This window comes from Trichothermofontia sp. (genome assembly GCF_053493415.1).
On record NZ_JBRCAD010000113.1, the window covers coordinates 1 to 15,502 of the forward strand.

A 15,502-nucleotide genomic window follows, 5' to 3' on the forward strand; every position below is an offset into this window, starting at 1 on the left:
CCCCCGCCGCCACCGCCACCTGGTACGAATGCCATCAACATCCGTATTAACGGCCAATTGCAACCGGAGAAGGGAATCATTGTGAGTAACAATTCCTTTGTGCCGATTAACGTTTTACCGCGTTTGGGGATTGGCCTTCATGCGTTCCTGGGCAGTGGCTTTGTGCGGGCGGCGGATCTCCAAGGCGGGGGGAACAATATTGCCGTGGGCTGGGATGCCAACAGTCGCACCGTTCTGTTTCAAACCCGTTAAGGTGCCAACCCGCCCAGGTTCCAGCCGCTAAGGAGGTTAAGTAGCCCGTCGGCGGGTTAGCCAATCCCCTCAATCACGGGATGGAAATAAAAGGCTAATCCCAAAACCGCGTAGGCCGCGAGGAGCAAGGTTCCTTCAAGCCAGTTGGACTTGCCATCTGCACTGATGGAATTGGTAATCAACACAGCGACGGCCACAGCCACCAGTTCAAAGGGATTAAAGTTTAAGTCCATTGGCTGGCCCAGGAACCACCCCGCGAGGACGAGCACCGGGGCCACAAACAGGGCAATCTGAAGGCTGGAGCCAACGGCAACGCTGAGGGACAGGTCCATCTTATTTTTCATGGCAACGGTCACGGCGGTGGCGTGTTCGGCAGCATTACCAATGATGGGCAGGAGGATCACCCCAGTAAACAGCGCCGTCAACCCTAGTTGACTGGTGGCGGCTTCCAGGCTATCCACCAGTAGCTCCGACTCGATCGCTACCAAAACCGTGGCCACCAACAGCACCCCAATCCAGAGGGTCAGATTAGGAGAATGGGTATCCCCGTGGGTGTTGGTTGTAGCCGTAGTTGGCGCATTAGCACTCGTCGGCGCATGGGCATTCGAGGCTATTCCCATTTCCTCAGCCCCCGCGATGCCCACCTCATAGAGGTAGCTATGGGTCTTCATGGAAAACAGCAGGGTCAGGCCATAGACCCCGATGAGGACGATCGCTGTCGCGATCGAGAGCCGTTGCAAGATGAGATCATCAATGCCGCTCGAGGTATAGTCCACCGCCGAGGGGAGCAGGAGCGCAATCACCGCCAGGTTCATCGAGGAGGCATTGACCCGTGCCACCACTGGCTGAAAGGTTTGTTCCTTATAGCGCAGGCCACCCAAAAGCATGGCTAACCCCATCACCAACAACAGGTTGCCGATGATCGAGCCAGTGATACTGGCCTTAACAACGCTAACCAGGCCCGCCCGCAGGGCAATGAGGGCGATGATCAATTCGGTCGCATTGCCAAAGGTCGCATTGAGTAACCCACCGAGGATAGGACCCGCCACGATCGCAATTTCCTCCGTAGCAGTGCCCATCCAGGCCGCCAGGGGTAAAATGGCTAACCCGGCGGTCACAAACACAGTCAACTCGCCCCACGCCAGGAAATGGGCGGCGACGGAAATCGGGATAAAGATCAACAAAACCGACAGAATCGCTTGCTGCTTCGACATAGTTCAGATCACCGTTAGCTGCGGCAAGAGGGATAGCCTCAAGTCTCCTAGGGTAATCTGCCGCAAGGGTGATCGCAATGGGCAACGGTCTGAACCCCCCCGGCCCCGGCCCCGGCCCCGTTCCTCGTCAGCAGTGTTAGGCTTCCCCTGAATCAGCCAGCGAGTGAGGGCGATCGCGGCTTCTAGAGGTCCCGTTCATCGTCAGAGGTGTTAGGCTCCCAATGGGTATGGTTAGGAGAGACACCCATGTTAGGTAAAGCAGCCCTGTTAGACATCCTGGCGGGTAAAAACCGAGGGTTATCAGCCTCGGCCCGCGATCGCCAGGCCATCCTGGCGGCGATCGCCCAATTAGAAGATCGCAATCCCACCCCTCGGCCTACCGCAGCAGTAGACCGGTTGGCGGGAGATTGGCGCTTACTGTATACCACCAGTCAGGAATTGCTAGGGATCGATCGGGTGCCATTGGCACAGTTGGGGCCGATTTACCAATGCATTCGGGTGCAGAACGCCCAGATTTACAATATTGCCGAGGTAACAGGCCCACCGTTTTTGGACGGCATTGTCAGTGTCAAGGCCACGTTTACACCCGTGTCTGAGCGGCGGGTCAATGTTCACTTTGAGCGGTTTATCGTGGGACTTCAGCGACTAATCAACTATCGATCACCCGCCGATTTTATTCGCCAACTGGAGGCCGGGAAACGCTTTGCCGCGATCGATGTTCAGATTGATCCCCAAAAAGAGCAGCGCGGTTGGTTAGAAATTACCTATTTGGATGAAGATTTGCGCATTGGTCGCGGCAATGAAGGTAACGTGTTTGTACTCAGCAAGTCCTGAAGGGGTCTCCGGTTCCATGTCATCCCGCTCGGAAAAGGTGCCCCCCCTTTGGCAGCGCTGTCGCCACTTTGTCCAAACCGTGGTTGGCCTAGTGTTTCGCCATCCGGTAACGGGGACCAGTATCATTCCAGTCTTGCCCGATGGCACGATCGTGCTGGTTCGTCGTCGGGATACGGAACGGTGGGGTCTGCCCGGTGGCTTTGTGGATTGGGGTGAAACCATTGCGACAACGGTTAGGCGGGAACTAAGGGAGGAAACGGGCTTGCAGGTGCAGAGCATCGAGCGCCTAGTAGGGGTTTATTCTGCGCCCGATCGCGATCCCCGTGTGCATTCCATTTGTGTCGTGATCGCGGTACAGGCAATGGGTATCCCCCAGGTGCAAGATCCGCTGGAGGTGATGGCGGTGCAAGCCTTCTGCCGAGAAGCATTACCGATCGGTGCGTTGTCCCATGATCACGATCGGCAGTTGCAGGACTACTTAGAGGGACTAACAACGGTAGCATAGAACCTTGGTATCGTTGGTAATTGGCATGGCTCCCCCTCTGCGGCACGCACGGCTCAAACTTTCGCAAGGCCAATGGTTTTGGCACGAACAGGGTATCGGTGGTCCGACGATCGTGTTGTTACATGGTGCTTGGCACACCAGCCAGCAGTGGGTGCCGGTGATGGCCCTGCTCAGTCCGGATTACCACTGTTTTGCACCGGATCTCCTCGGTTTTGGGGAGTCAGAACGCCCCCCGATTCATTATTCGATCGCCCTACTGGTGGAAGGTTTAGCCGAGTACCTGGCAGCCCTACGCTTGCGTGAGGTTTATCTGGTGGCCGACTCGCTGGGCGCTTGGGTTGCGGCCAGGTATGCCCTCCAACACCTGGATCAGGTGCAGGGGCTAGTCTTGCTGTCGCCGGAAGGGGTCGCAGTACCCGGACAAGCGCCTTGGCGAGGGGCAGCCTGGTTAATGGGGCGACCGCCCGTATTGGTGTGGCTCCTGCGGGCCTGCGGGCCGCTCCTGCGGTTGCTGGGCCAAAAGGACCGTTGCGATCGCCTCTGGCAGTTATATGAGCGCTATCAACACTCGCCCACGGCCTGCCATCTGCTGTTTCAACGGCGTCGGGCGGAAATTCAGGCGGAGCAGTTGCAAGCGCAGTTACCGTGGCTGAAGCGACCGGTGCTGTTGCTGCAAGAGATGCCCACCACGGCAGTTGCCGAAGCCACCCTTCAGGTCTATGCCCGCGCCCTGCCCCAGGCAGTGGTAAAACAGCTACCGGCTGGTCCCCATCACCATTGTTTGGTGGATGCCCCCGATCGGGTGGCGGCCCAGATTCGTCAATTTATTAGCCAGCGCCATTCATCAACCTCAGGGTAGTCAGCTTCCCCTAGGGCAAAATGGCAGCGATCGCGCTGGGGACTCAACCCGGTAAACTTTTACCCTGCGAATACCCTGCGAATTCCACCAAAAAGTTCTGATCGCACTGACGCCAACGACTGCCAATCTCGCCCCTTGACTTTGCGCTTCGAGCGAGCTTAAGAGGATGTTTTAAAAGGGGGATCGCGGTTAAAACCACAACTACGAACTTCAGCCTTTGGCCGTCCTCAACGTGATTTTGCGTTTGTAGTGGCGACTTTAGTCGCCCAAACGGCTGGTTTCTGGACTTTTTAACACCCTCTAAGCCATGAAGTCCGCTGCTGCCTAGTCGCCATGACTAGAGCGATCGTGCTGCTTAAAGTCGTCGGGTCGCAAATTGGCAATGAAATCACGAAATGCCTTTTGCTCAGCCTCATCAGCTTCCTGATCAACGGGGAGGGAGGCATCCAGAATCACCTCCTCGGAAACCCAGATGGGGCTGCCCGTGCGAATGGCAATCGCGATCGCGTCACTGGGGCGGGCGTCAATGTCCTTTTTCACGTCACCCTGGCGTACCGTCAGCACCGCAAAGAAGGTGTTGTCCTGCAAGGAATGAATCACTACCCGTTCGACGGTCATATCCCAGGCTTCCAGCACGTTCACCAATAGATCGTGGGTGAGGGGGCGTGGAGGCACCTGGTTTTCGAGCGCACTGATGATCGAGCGGGCTTGGTCCTGACCGATGTAGATAGGCAATGCCCGCCGATCCGCATCGTCCCTCAGGATCACGATCGGGCTACGGGATACCGCATCCAAGGCAATACCAGCAATTTTCATCTCGATCATAGGATTTGAGCCTCTAGAACCTTTAGGGAAGCAGGGAACCCTAGCCATCGCATTTACCCTACTTCAACATTAAACGATGAAGATGGGTCTCGGTGGCAGTTTCTTAAAAGCCAGGTAGCCAATTTAGCCACCAAAACCGACCTGGCAAAGGTACCCAATCTAGGGGCCACCTGATGGGCACCATCCACGTTGCTTGAGCCACCCCCCAGAGCCACCGCCCCCAGCCAACCGGTTGCAGTTAAACCCACCACAACGTGTTACAGCTCAAAGAGCACCCCAACCGGAGACCATGCCAGGGGATGTTGGGATTGTACTGACTTTAATCGAAAACAGCCAACCTGAGGGCAGACCTCCCCTGCTAGGGGCGATCGCATTGCCCCGATGCGCCTGCTTTTAAGTAGGCCCGGTTCTGGCCCAGGGGCGAAGAGACGGGCACAAGTAGCTCCCCGATCCCCCTCAAATTTGCCAGATTCTAGCCTTTGCCAAGGCCAAGTCCGTCACAGATTGTTCAAAATATAGCCATGTTCAAAATATAGCTATGTTCACTAATACAGCATTTCCATACTTGGTGAATGAAGTACAGACAAGGGGCTTAAGCCCCTTGTTCACAAGGCTTGACAGTACTCCATGAGAGGGAACGGCTGTAGCCCTGCTCAGAAGACTGCTGATGGGCGGATAGGCTTCCCTATCCTGACCTTGGGACAATCATAACGCCATACATAGCGGAGGTTAGGGTGTTTACAGGTTTGGTTCAGGCGATCGGTCGTTTAGACCGGGTGGGCAATGACCAGCTCCAGATCATCTGCGGCTCGGAGGCCAGGGCGGTGATTCTACCGGATTTGGCGATCGGGGATAGTGTGGCGGTGGATGGGGTCTGTCTGACAGTGGTGGAAATTCTGCCAATGGGCTTTCGGGCTACGGCTTCGCCAGAAACCTTGCGACGAACCACCTTGGGGGAGCAGGTGGCCCCCGTTAATCTGGAAACCGCCCTGCGGGTGGGCAGTAAGTTGGGGGGGCACTTCGTGACTGGGCATGTGGATGGCGTCGGTACCCTGCGCTCAGCGCAACCGACGGGCAGGGCTTGGGAGCTCCACTTTGAGGCTCCGGCAGATGTGGCCCGCTACCTGATCCCCAAGGGTAGTATTGCTGTGAATGGGATCAGCCTCACGGTGGCAGCCTGTAATCCAGCGGGGACCCATTTTCAGGTGGCGGTGATCCCCCAGACCTATCAGGAGACGACGCTACGCTTCTTGCAACCAGGCGATCGGGTCAACCTCGAAGCCGATGTGTTGGGTAAGTATGTCGAGAAATTTTTGTTGGGCAGTGGGCCAGCCACGGGCATTTACGCCGCCAGCGGAGCCATTCCGTCAACCGCAACCGAAGCCTCCTCGCTAGGGATTACCGAGGCGTTCCTACGTGAGCATGGCTACGGTTAGGCCCCAGGTTGGGTACCCAGAACAAGGGGAAAAACAGTAGATGCAGCCACTAAGGGCAGCTTCAAGCTCGTATCAATCTAACGTGGCCGATCGTGGCCTAGATGCACTTCCCGTAGCGGCGGAGCAGGGGATGGATTTGGGCTTTTTCACTGGCGACGAAGACCAGCGAAACATCGTCGGGATTTTGGGTCAGGAGATACTGACAGAGGCTATAGGCGGCTGACTCACTGAGACAGTGGGCATGTTTGAGGACTACAACCACGGCAGACTGGGCTGCATCAATCTGGGCAATTAACGTCGGCATATCCGCCGCTTGCGATCGCACTTGGGCATCCCACTCGATGGTGCTAAATCGTAGGGTGTCGGGAGGTGAATCCATTGCTTCTAGGTAGCGTGTATTCATAGTTAGGGGATTAACATCCAAGACAAGGCTTACTCTTTCATTGTTGCGTTGGCTATGACGGGTGACATCTGTCCCAGGGTTAACCTTTCTGGCCATTCGTCACATCACCTAGGGGCACCGCTGGCGGAGAACGGTTAGCAGGGTTTGCAACACAGGGGGCCAGGGAGCGGTGACCGCGAGGGGGGTGCCGGTAACAGGATGCAGAAAACAGAGCTTCCAGGCATGGAGGGCCTGCCCCGGGAGATTCACCCCCAACGATCGCCCAGAGCGGCCTGAACAGTAGACCGGATCACCCACGATCGGGTGGCCGATCGCGCTGCTATGGACCCGAATTTGGTGGGTGCGGCCCGTTTCGAGCCGAAATTGCATGAGGGTGTAATTCCCCAAGCGCTCCAGCACTTGCCAGTGGGTCACCGCCGCCCGTGCCCGTGGATCATTGGGCAGGGCCGCCATCCGTTTGCGATCGGTGGGGTGGCGTCCGATGGGCAGGTCGATCGTCCCCGTCATCTGGGGAGGCGCACCGTGGACAACAGCGACATAGAGGCGATGGGCGGTTTTGGCCTGGAGTTGCTGTTGCAGGTGGTGGTGGGCCAGATCGGTTTTGGCAATGGCGATCGCCCCGCTGGTATCCTTATCCAGGCGGTGGACAATGCCCGGTCGCTGGCTGCCCCCAATCACCGGCAGGCGATCGCAGTGGGCCAGTAGCCCGTGGACGAGGGTGCCTGTGGGATGGCCAGGAGCCGGGTGGACAACCAGACCCGCCGGTTTATTCAACACCAGCAGATGCTCATCTTCGTAGAGAATCTCCAGGGGCATGGCCTCTGGTTCGAGGGCGGTAGGGGTGGCCGGGGGCAGGGTCACCAGCAGGCGATCGCCCACCTGAACTGGTTCCTGCTTACGGGTGCAAACGATCCCATTCCGTTGGACCTGGCCCTGTTCAATCAGTTTTTGGATACGGGAGCGGGAGAGTTCCGGCCATTGGGCCGTTAGTTGGGCCGTTAACCAGCGATCAAGCCGCTGGCCAGATTGGTCTACCTGGAGGACGATCGGTGAGGGGCTAGAAGCACAGGGGGATAACACAGGCAGCAGGGCAAACGACACGCAGACAGATCACGAGAGCAGCATGGTCCATTCCCAGCATAATCCCCAGGCTGCCCCTTTGGCAGCGAGAGGGGGCCTCTACCCGATCGCGATGGGCAGGCGTATAGGGTTCAATCGACATCTTTGCCGCCTCCGGCCCTAGTCGAATTTCAGGTTGCATCACGGTTGCGTGGAGATGATGGACGATCGTGCTCAGGAATTACCTCAAAAATCATTTCATCCGTAACTACCTTCACCCGATGGTTTTCCAGAACTTGTGCTCCCAAGACAATTTTATATTGCTTACCAATGGTTAATATTTCTGGCAAAGGATAACTAAGCTCAGTATTACTGTACCCAGAATTACTCTCCTCATTATTTGTAAACGCAGTGGCCGGTTGCGTGACAACAGCTAGGGGTTCTGATTGGGTTATTTCAAAAAGAGTAATCGAATAGGCGTGAGCGCCTTGGAGACCCGTCCAAACTAACGTTGGCTGTGCCCCTTCCTCGTCCAACTTAACATCTACGATCCTCAGATCCGACGAGTTGCCAGTACGTGGACGCTTAGCAACACAACCCGTGGGGTAACAAGTCACTCGCGGGGATGAACTCTGTGCCTGGGCGATCGTTGAGCTAGCACTATTCAGGAGGCAGATAAACAGCGCAAATCCACTGCAAAAAATCACTTTAGAGATCATGATATTTCTCCTGATTCATTAGACGTTGCCGAGCCATCGTTTGCCAAAATCTAACTTCTAGGTTTCTACGAGAAGACCCATCACGACAGTGGGACCAGGATTTGAGGGCATCTGCTTGTTTGTGTTGGGCTTCTAATACTTGTGCCAGCAGACAGTAGGCATCAGTCCGCCCCTGATCCAACTCAATAGCAGCGTGTAGATCCATACTTGCTTGGTCATAATTGTTCATTAAAAAATAAGCCCAACCGCGATTTTTATAAAGTGCTGCCTTAATCTCAGTACCAGGATCATTTTGCAGGCCGTATGATGTAAGAGAAATTGCTTTTTCTAATCGATCATCAAGAATATTTAGTCTCGCCAGATCGTTAAGGGCTTTAATCGAGACGGGGTGGGCAGATGTCATCACCTTTCTATAGTTATCTCTAGCCTTTGCTAAATCGCCAGTATCATCATAAATTCCACCCAAATTATAAAGAGAAATCGGATTTTCAGGCTCTAGCATAACAGCCTGTTCAAACATATCTTTTGCTTTGTTAATCTCATTTTTTATTTCATAAATTAAACCTTTATCATTGTAGGATTTAGCATCATTTTTATTGTAGAATAAGGCAGTGTCATAATATTTTAAAGCTTGTTCAAATTGCCCGTTTTCTAAGGCTTCTACACCTTTCTTATAGTAGTATGAATTGAGCAGGGGGAAGGATAGGCGATAGAGGCTGACGGTTGTGATGCCTAGAACGAAAAGGACGGCTAGGCGACGTTTGAATTGACGTGAAGTGAGGGTTAGTCGCAGATCCGTCAGAAAAATTTTGTGCTCGGATAGGTTACGATAAACGCTAGCCGCGCTCGCTGGCCGTTGCCCTGGTTCTGGTGCCATTAATTCATCGATCAGGTTCTTAAAAGCCTTAGAAATTTGTGGCGCTTCCTGATGCCAGTTTAAACGATGACTGCCCGGATGATAGGGGAATTCCGCTGGATGCATCCCGGTTAATAGATAGACAAAGGTACGCCCTAGGGCAAATAAATCGGATTGGGGCAGGGCCTGCCCATCGACTTGCTCCTGAGGGGTATAGCCAACGGATAGGGAAGCGGTCACTTCGCGGGCATGAACGGCGGCAACGTAGGTATTCGTCATGCTTCTGACGCTACCAAAATCAATCAGGACAAGCTGCCCCTGCGATCGCCGCATAATATTGGATGGCTTAATATCCCGATGGAAGAAGTGGTGTTCGTGGATAACGGTTACTATTTCTAGTAGCTGCTTTAACCAAACGATCGCCGTTTTTTGATCAATCCGCCCCCGCTTGCGAATCCACTCCTCCAGATTCTCACCTTCAATGTTTTCCATGACCAAACAATGCAACGTTTGCACCGCATCTCGGCCTGGAATTTCAACCGTAAAGTAATCGCTGAGATCAACCTTGGGGATGCCGGGATGATCTAACCACTGAAGCGCCAAGGCTTCCCGCTCAAAGTGCTCGATGGCCTGTGGGTCAGTATCCTTCAAGACCTTCATCACTTTCCGGGTGCGATCGGGTCTGCGGCTTTCCACCTCAAAAACCTCTGTTGTCGCTAGCGGATTCATCGCCCGTAGGGAGCGTACCAGCCGATAGCGACCATCAATCCATAGGGGAGTTCCGCAATGTTTGCAGGTCTCCCCAGCCGCCAAAACTTGCGTCCGACGACAGTTGGGATTAAGACAATAACTCACCCCATCTACCCGGTGATTGGGTATAGACAACGATCGGCGCGATGGGGTGGATGCATCCATCGGTTACGCACTCGCCGGGGACATACGATACTTGCGGACGTATTTACGGATGACGGGTTGCAAGGTGAAGAGTAACTCACTCTGGCCCCGACCCCGTTTTTTCTCTAGCAGTGAACGATTACTCAACTGTTCCAGGGCCTCAATGACTTCCGAGGTAGCAAGATCCCTACGCGCATTCTCCTTAATGGTTTGAATACCAATCGGTTGCTCCGCTTGCGCCAGGGTATGAACCACCAGAACTTCCAACTCAGTTAAATAATTAAAATACTGGTCTAAAACTTTACGATAGGTGGGATCGACGATCGTAGTATCCAAGCCAATAAACTGAGCCACATCGCCATCAAACACATTCTGGATAATCGTGGCCACATCCTCCAGTTGTGAGGGATTGCTGCGATAGCGCTCGATCAATTGCTGATAGAACTTCGCATCCCCTTTGAGACCGCGCTCGTTGAGCATCGACTGGGCAGCCTCTGGGCTAAGTCCGGCCAACTTCAAGGTCACTGCCAACTGCTGTCGTGCCAATTGTACCAATTCCACCGTTTCCACATGGCTGGTCAAAATCAAACAACTGGGATGATCGCCTTTGGCGATCGCCTGAATAAGCTGACCATACCCCTCACAACCGGACTGATACCGTCCATGCGGATCGCCCGGACGCAAAACCGCATCAAAGTTATCCAATACCAGCAAAGTCGCTTGCTGTTCCAAATACGTCAGCAATTGCTCTAAACCGGCTTGGACTGAGGGAACTTGCAGATCCGAGGGTTCTTGCAAAGATTGCAACAAGTTATTCAGGAAACTGATTAACGGAATCGGTTGATTCAAGGTACGCCAGATCACCCGATCAAAGGAGGATTCCAAATCTTCCACCAGCTTTGCCGCCAGGGTCGTCTTACCAATCCCTGGTAAACCCACCAGACCCACCACGGGGGTGTGATCCTCAATAATGGCATGGTGGAGCATCGTCAATTCTGGTTGACGGCCATAGAAATGGTTGACGATCGGGATCAGTTCATCCCAACTCCTCCCCCCCCCATCTAGCAGCTCAGGGGGGGAAGGGGCCGGGGCGATCGCGGTCGTAGACGATAGCTCCTTGTACTGGGTATTCAGCCGTTGCATGAGATTGCGCAGCTTCACAGGTCCGCGCCCTTCCACCTGAAACTTGCGATAAACTTCACTCAACCGCTGGCGAGCGGCGGCGGGACTGATACCCAGCTTTTGGGCGATTTGCTCGCTTGAGTGATTGTCAAGCGCAAGCTCCAGAGCTGCGAGTTCGGCGTTGGAAACCCGGCACTTTCGTGCCTCTTGTCTGAGAAAGACGGTAAAATCTGAGGCGCTCACGGTTACACCTGAATAAAGCGAATCAATTAGTACTTCCATCCTAGCGTTGACAACGCAATTTGGATAGATAAGTATATAATACCATTAATACTTTTGCAAGAATAAAGCAATGCATATTCTAGCCAAAGTCGGCAATTTTCAGACTTTAATGTTAACTAAGCAAACAACTAAATGTATAGCTTATAGCTGTTGAACTATAAATTTAGGATCGCTAACTTGCCTGAAAGGGGTGTTGTTTTTAGCTACATGAGTCATGGTATTTCAGTAGAATTACGGCTATAGGAAAATGTATGGATTGGACTTTAAAGTATGCCGCAGCGCCTGCCTGCCTGCTGGAATGCCTCTTTAGGTAAGGTTTAGCCTGAACAGACAGACCTGACCGCAACCCTAGGCCGCAACTTTCGGAGCTGGCCACGATCGCAGGTGATTTTGCGTTGCTCGTCCCATTCTAGCTCAGGCGGTTAATTATGGTTGCAGTGATCACACCCGGCGATCGTGTTAGGCGGCAGTGGTAGGTCTAATCGTACTCTCTGGGGGGTAAACGTATCGCCAGGGTAGAGTTCCCTGACGGCGGGGGCGGGGTTATCGCTGGATCGGTTAGGACGGGGGCGGGGATAAACCTCCGGCATCGCCGATTCGCCCCGATCGTCCTCAAAAAAGGCGGCGGCAGGGATGCTTGCCCTGTGGGCGCGTGTTCTGTCAGCCGCCATTGTTGGGAAAATCCCTGCTTCAGGGGGTAGTCCTACATTTGGCTAATAATCATCTCCCGATACTGGCTCTTTTGCTTCACCCCCCGTATTTCTCCGACTTTGTCCTTATTTTTGAAAAACTGCACCGTGGGTGTGCCAGTAATCCCTGCGGCTTCGGCAATTTCGGGATCGGCCTCAATGTCAATTTCCACATAGTGAATCTGACCGTCAAACTCATCGACGACCTTGCTCAGGATCGGCTTCAGGGTATGGCAAGGGCCACAGGTGGGCGAGGCATATTTGACCATGATCAGGCGATCGCTGTCATGGTAGAGCTTGCGCAGGGCATAGCTACCGACATGGCGAGTAGCATTGGGATCAAAGGTAGCCGCCGGATCGGCACTGGTCTCCGGTGAGGCAGAAGGAGTGGACGCGGCTGGCGGTGCTGCGGAGGCCGACGCTTCCCGCGCTTCCTGGTGGAACTCCTGGATCAGGTCATGTTCCGATAACCACCGTTCTGCCAACATTGCAGCCATACACCCTGTGCCTGCCGCCGTGATTGCCTGCCGGAATTCATGGTCCTGGACATCCCCGGCAGCAAAGACACCAGGCACATTAGTGGCAACAGAACCGGGTTGCACTTTGATATAGCCCACGTCATCAAGATCAATTTGGCCCTTGAAAATGGCGGTGTTGGGGGTATGACCGATCGCGTAGAACAAGCCCCCCGCCTCAATCTCTGTCACTTCGCCAGTTTCGTTGTTGCGGACCTTCACCCGTTGCAGGCGCTCACCATCCCCGGCCACGTCCACCGCTTCCGTGTGCCAATGTACCGTGATTTTGGGGTGGTTCAACACCCGATCCTGCATGGCTTTACTGGCCCGCATCCGATCGCGCCGCACCAATAAATGAACCTGGGAGCCATATTTGGTGAGATAAACTGCTTCCTCTGCCGCTGTATCACCCCCACCAATCACCACCAACTCAACCCCCCTGAAGATGGGGCTGGTGCCATCACAGATCGCACAGGCTGAAATTCCCCGATTCCAGTAGAGATCTTCCGAGGGGAGTCCCAGCCGTTGGGCCATCGCCCCAGTCGCAATCACCAGGCTATGGGCACGGACTTCGTGCTCTGTCGATCGCACGATGAACGGTCGCTGGCTGAGATCCACAGCGGTAACATCTTCCGTAATGAATTCAGCCCCCCAGCGCACAGCCTGAGCCTTGGTGCGTTGCATTAATTCCGGCCCCGTAATCCCGTCGGGGAAACCCGGAAAGTTTTCGACTTCGGTAGTAGTCATCAGTTGCCCACCAGGAATACCCCCGGCCTGGTAGCCCTCGAAGACCAAAGGCCGCAGGTTGGCACGTCCGGCATAGATGGCCGCCGTATATCCAGCAGGCCCTGAACCAATAATCACCAGATTCTCAACGGCTGGGCGACTCATAGGACTTATCTCAAACTCATAACGACTACGCTTAGTGTAGCACAGCGATGGTCCTAACGGGGCGATCGCCGGTCAGCGGTGATCATCTAGCCGCTCACCCCGCCCCAAAGCGTTGATTCCATGAATTTGAGCCGCATGATCCGCAGCGATTCCAATCCCCCGCAAGCTTCGCAATGTTGGTAGTCACGACTTTAGTCGTTGCCAGTTAAAGCCGGCCCGACAAGCGTTTCCTCATTAACCTGCTTAATTGGGTACGGCCCTAGCTGGGTGGCGAGCTTTGCAATTGACGAGTGAGGTGTACCAATTCCGGCAAAATTAATGACTGCATGGCCAGGCGCACGGCATTTTGTGAACCAGGCAGCACAAAGATCAACTTGCCATGATAGGTACCCGCGATCGCCCGTGAAGCCATTGCCCGTGAGCCAATTTCCTGATAACTCAGCCAGCGGAACAATTCGCCAAAACCGGGCAAGGTTTTATCTAACAGGGGCACGATCGCATCATAGGTACTATCCCTGGGGGTCACGCCAGTCCCCCCATTCGTAATCACAACATCCAGATCGGGTTGTTGTGCCAAGTGACCCAACTGTTGCACCAGTAAGTCCGGTTCATCAGGTAACAGGCCATAGAAACCCACTTGGTGGCCGGCATCGGTCAGACACTGCTGAATCAATTGACCACTACGATCGTCCACCATCGTGCGGGTATCACTCAGCGTAATGATCGCACAGTAGATGGCGACAGGATTACCCGGATCGGGATGGGGCAGAACCATCGAACCCCGTACCTCCTATTCGTTGCGCTGCAATCCGAGGCCGTGTTCTTCGGCATAGCGATTCATAAAACGGATGAACCGATCCCATTCTTCCGGCGATCGCATAATGTAGCGGGCTTCGATCGCCTCCGGTTGGCCGTTGATGAATTTGGCATTCACTTCGCGGGAAACAATTTCGCCTTCCTCGTCCACCAGATACATCCCCGTGATCTCGTCGGTACGATCCTGACGCAGGGCATCGGGATTCTGAAAATAAAAGGTCGCAGTCCCAGTGCTGCCATCTCGCGATCGCGTCAACCGGACATCGGGCACCACACTTTCGGTAACGCCTTGGGAGAATTGGATTTCAGCCATAGATCCTAAAAATTAATCTGCACTTAAACCTTCTTAACACAATCAGCATACCATTTTTCGGGGTTTGCAACGGGGGTTTGTAATTTTGATGGATCTGCTTAACCGCGATCACCGTCGGTGTATGGCCACCCAGCATCCCGTGAGCCTTTTGCGAGGATCGGGAGCCACATCGCCCATACTAGGGAAGCGCTCAGCTATGTGCTTTGGTCTATGGCCTTCGACAATCTTGGCAAACTCCTCGCCGAAAAACACCCAGAACCGTTCGCCGCCTGGATACTGGGTGAAGTCCCGGAAAGCGTCAGTGTCCTCAAAACCGAGTTGAGTATTGAACCCATTCGGGCAGACTCGCTAGTGTTTCTGCGTACCCGCAATTCGCCAGGGGAGACGCTCCGCGATCGCATTCTCCATCTCGAATTTCAAACGCGCTGGCCTTCCCAACCGCCGCTCGAGTTTCGGATGTTGGACTACTGGGTACGGCTGTATCGACAGTATCAAGTGCCGATTATCCAGGTGGTGATTGTATTGCTCCCGCCCACGGCAGGGACGGTAATTCAGGATCACTTTCAGGTGGGGGAGACCCAACATCGGTTCCGGGTGGTGTGTTTGTGGGAGCAGGACCCAGCCATATTACTGAGTGATCCAGCGTTGTTACCCTTGGCTCCGTTGGCAGCGACGAACCAACCAGAAGACCTATTGCAACGGGTGGCGGCTCAGATTAGTCAGCTAGAATCGGAGCAGCAGCGGCAGGAGTTATCAACTTATACGCAGATTTTTGCGGGCTTGAAGTTTAAGCAACCGTTGATTCGTCAGATTTTTCGGGAGGGGATGATGCGCGAATCGGTGATCTATCAAGAAATTTTGCAGGAAGGGGTTCAAGAGGGACTCCAGCAGGGACTCCAGCAGGGACTCCAGCAGGGACTCCAGCAGGGACTCCAGCAGGGACTCCAAGAAGGGCGGCAGGCAGAAGCCTCATCCTTGATTTTGCGGTTGTTGAACCGGCGGTTTGGCGGGGTGGACC

At 54.4% G+C, this 15,502-nt stretch carries 17 protein-coding genes and 1 pseudogene; 6 read left to right on the plus strand and 12 right to left on the minus strand.

Translation table 11 applies throughout. From position 1 onward, the window contains the following. Positions 1-252: pseudogene (locus tag ACWIUF_RS09600) on the plus strand (cell wall hydrolase); the annotation flags it as partial. A 56-nt stretch (positions 253-308) separates the two neighbouring features. Here the strand turns inward: ACWIUF_RS09600 and cax are convergent. Beyond that, positions 309-1,466, minus strand: coding sequence for a calcium/proton exchanger (cax, locus tag ACWIUF_RS09605; protein WP_448572139.1), 1,158 nt, complete (start codon positions 1,464-1,466; stop codon positions 309-311). A gap of 246 nt (positions 1,467-1,712) precedes the next feature. Between cax and ACWIUF_RS09610 the strand changes: the two genes are divergently transcribed. The 3 genes from ACWIUF_RS09610 to ACWIUF_RS09620 are packed head-to-tail and all read left to right on the plus strand — an operon-like array spanning position 1,713 to position 3,664. Continuing rightward, positions 1,713-2,300 (plus strand): PAP/fibrillin family protein, encoded by a 588-nt coding sequence (locus tag ACWIUF_RS09610; RefSeq protein ID WP_448572140.1) that lies wholly within the window; start codon positions 1,713-1,715, stop codon positions 2,298-2,300. A 16-nt stretch (positions 2,301-2,316) separates the two neighbouring features. After that, positions 2,317-2,805 carry an NUDIX domain-containing protein gene (locus tag ACWIUF_RS09615; RefSeq protein WP_448572141.1) on the plus strand — a complete coding sequence of 163 codons (489 nt, stop codon included), beginning with the start codon at positions 2,317-2,319 and terminating at the stop codon, positions 2,803-2,805. Positions 2,806-2,830: 25 nt separating this feature from the next. Further along, the gene (locus ACWIUF_RS09620) at positions 2,831-3,664 is read left to right on the plus strand and encodes an alpha/beta fold hydrolase (RefSeq protein WP_448572142.1); all 834 of its coding nucleotides are present in this window, start codon (positions 2,831-2,833) and stop codon (positions 3,662-3,664) included. Positions 3,665-3,988: 324 nt separating this feature from the next. Here the strand turns inward: ACWIUF_RS09620 and ACWIUF_RS09625 are convergent, their stop codons facing one another. Further along, positions 3,989-4,489, minus strand: coding sequence for a bifunctional nuclease family protein (locus tag ACWIUF_RS09625; protein ID WP_448572143.1), 501 nt, complete (start codon positions 4,487-4,489; stop codon positions 3,989-3,991). Positions 4,490-5,223: 734 nt separating this feature from the next. Between ACWIUF_RS09625 and ACWIUF_RS09630 the strand changes: the two genes are divergently transcribed. Continuing rightward, a complete protein-coding gene (locus tag ACWIUF_RS09630; RefSeq protein ID WP_448572144.1) occupies positions 5,224-5,925 on the plus strand; it encodes a riboflavin synthase in 702 nt (233 codons plus the stop codon). Positions 5,926-6,022: 97 nt separating this feature from the next. On the opposite strand, the gene ACWIUF_RS09635 is transcribed toward ACWIUF_RS09630, so the two are convergent. From ACWIUF_RS09635 to psb28, 10 genes are all read right to left on the minus strand, one after another. After that, on the minus strand, positions 6,023-6,328 hold the full coding sequence (locus ACWIUF_RS09635) for a hypothetical protein (RefSeq protein ID WP_448572145.1): 306 nt from the start codon (positions 6,326-6,328) through the stop codon (positions 6,023-6,025). A 108-nt stretch (positions 6,329-6,436) separates the two neighbouring features. Continuing rightward, complete coding sequence (locus tag ACWIUF_RS09640) at positions 6,437-7,408, minus strand: RluA family pseudouridine synthase (RefSeq protein ID WP_448572146.1); 972 nt, start codon at positions 7,406-7,408, stop codon at positions 6,437-6,439. Beyond that, complete coding sequence (locus ACWIUF_RS09645; protein ID WP_448572147.1) at positions 7,386-7,589, minus strand: hypothetical protein; 204 nt, start codon at positions 7,587-7,589, stop codon at positions 7,386-7,388. The genes ACWIUF_RS09640 and ACWIUF_RS09645 overlap by 23 nt, the downstream gene beginning before the upstream one ends. Then, positions 7,579-8,106 carry a hypothetical protein gene (locus ACWIUF_RS09650; RefSeq protein WP_448572148.1) on the minus strand — a complete coding sequence of 176 codons (528 nt, stop codon included), beginning with the start codon at positions 8,104-8,106 and terminating at the stop codon, positions 7,579-7,581. Before ACWIUF_RS09650 ends, ACWIUF_RS09645 begins: the two co-directional genes overlap by 11 nt. Further along, a complete protein-coding gene (locus ACWIUF_RS09655) occupies positions 8,096-9,691 on the minus strand; it encodes a protein kinase domain-containing protein (protein WP_448572149.1) in 1,596 nt (531 codons plus the stop codon). Before ACWIUF_RS09655 ends, ACWIUF_RS09650 begins: the two co-directional genes overlap by 11 nt. Positions 9,692-9,880: 189 nt before the next feature. Further along, the gene (locus ACWIUF_RS09660) at positions 9,881-11,221 is read right to left on the minus strand and encodes an NB-ARC domain-containing protein (RefSeq protein ID WP_448572150.1); all 1,341 of its coding nucleotides are present in this window, start codon (positions 11,219-11,221) and stop codon (positions 9,881-9,883) included. A 461-nt stretch (positions 11,222-11,682) separates the two neighbouring features. After that, on the minus strand, positions 11,683-11,931 hold the full coding sequence (locus tag ACWIUF_RS09665) for a hypothetical protein (protein WP_448572151.1): 249 nt from the start codon (positions 11,929-11,931) through the stop codon (positions 11,683-11,685). A 32-nt stretch (positions 11,932-11,963) separates the two neighbouring features. Next, entirely contained in the window at positions 11,964-13,355 is a 1,392-nt protein-coding gene (trxB, locus tag ACWIUF_RS09670; RefSeq protein ID WP_448572152.1) for a thioredoxin-disulfide reductase, read from the minus strand. Between the two features lie 259 nt (positions 13,356-13,614). Continuing rightward, on the minus strand, positions 13,615-14,130 hold the full coding sequence (locus ACWIUF_RS09675) for a MogA/MoaB family molybdenum cofactor biosynthesis protein (RefSeq protein WP_448572153.1): 516 nt from the start codon (positions 14,128-14,130) through the stop codon (positions 13,615-13,617). Between the two features lie 15 nt (positions 14,131-14,145). Then, the gene (psb28, locus tag ACWIUF_RS09680) at positions 14,146-14,484 is read right to left on the minus strand and encodes a photosystem II reaction center protein Psb28 (RefSeq protein WP_448572154.1); all 339 of its coding nucleotides are present in this window, start codon (positions 14,482-14,484) and stop codon (positions 14,146-14,148) included. Between the two features lie 210 nt (positions 14,485-14,694). Here psb28 and ACWIUF_RS09685 point away from each other — a divergent pair. Further along, a partial coding sequence (locus tag ACWIUF_RS09685; protein ID WP_448572155.1) for an Rpn family recombination-promoting nuclease/putative transposase occupies positions 14,695-15,502 on the plus strand: 808 nt, incomplete at its 3' end.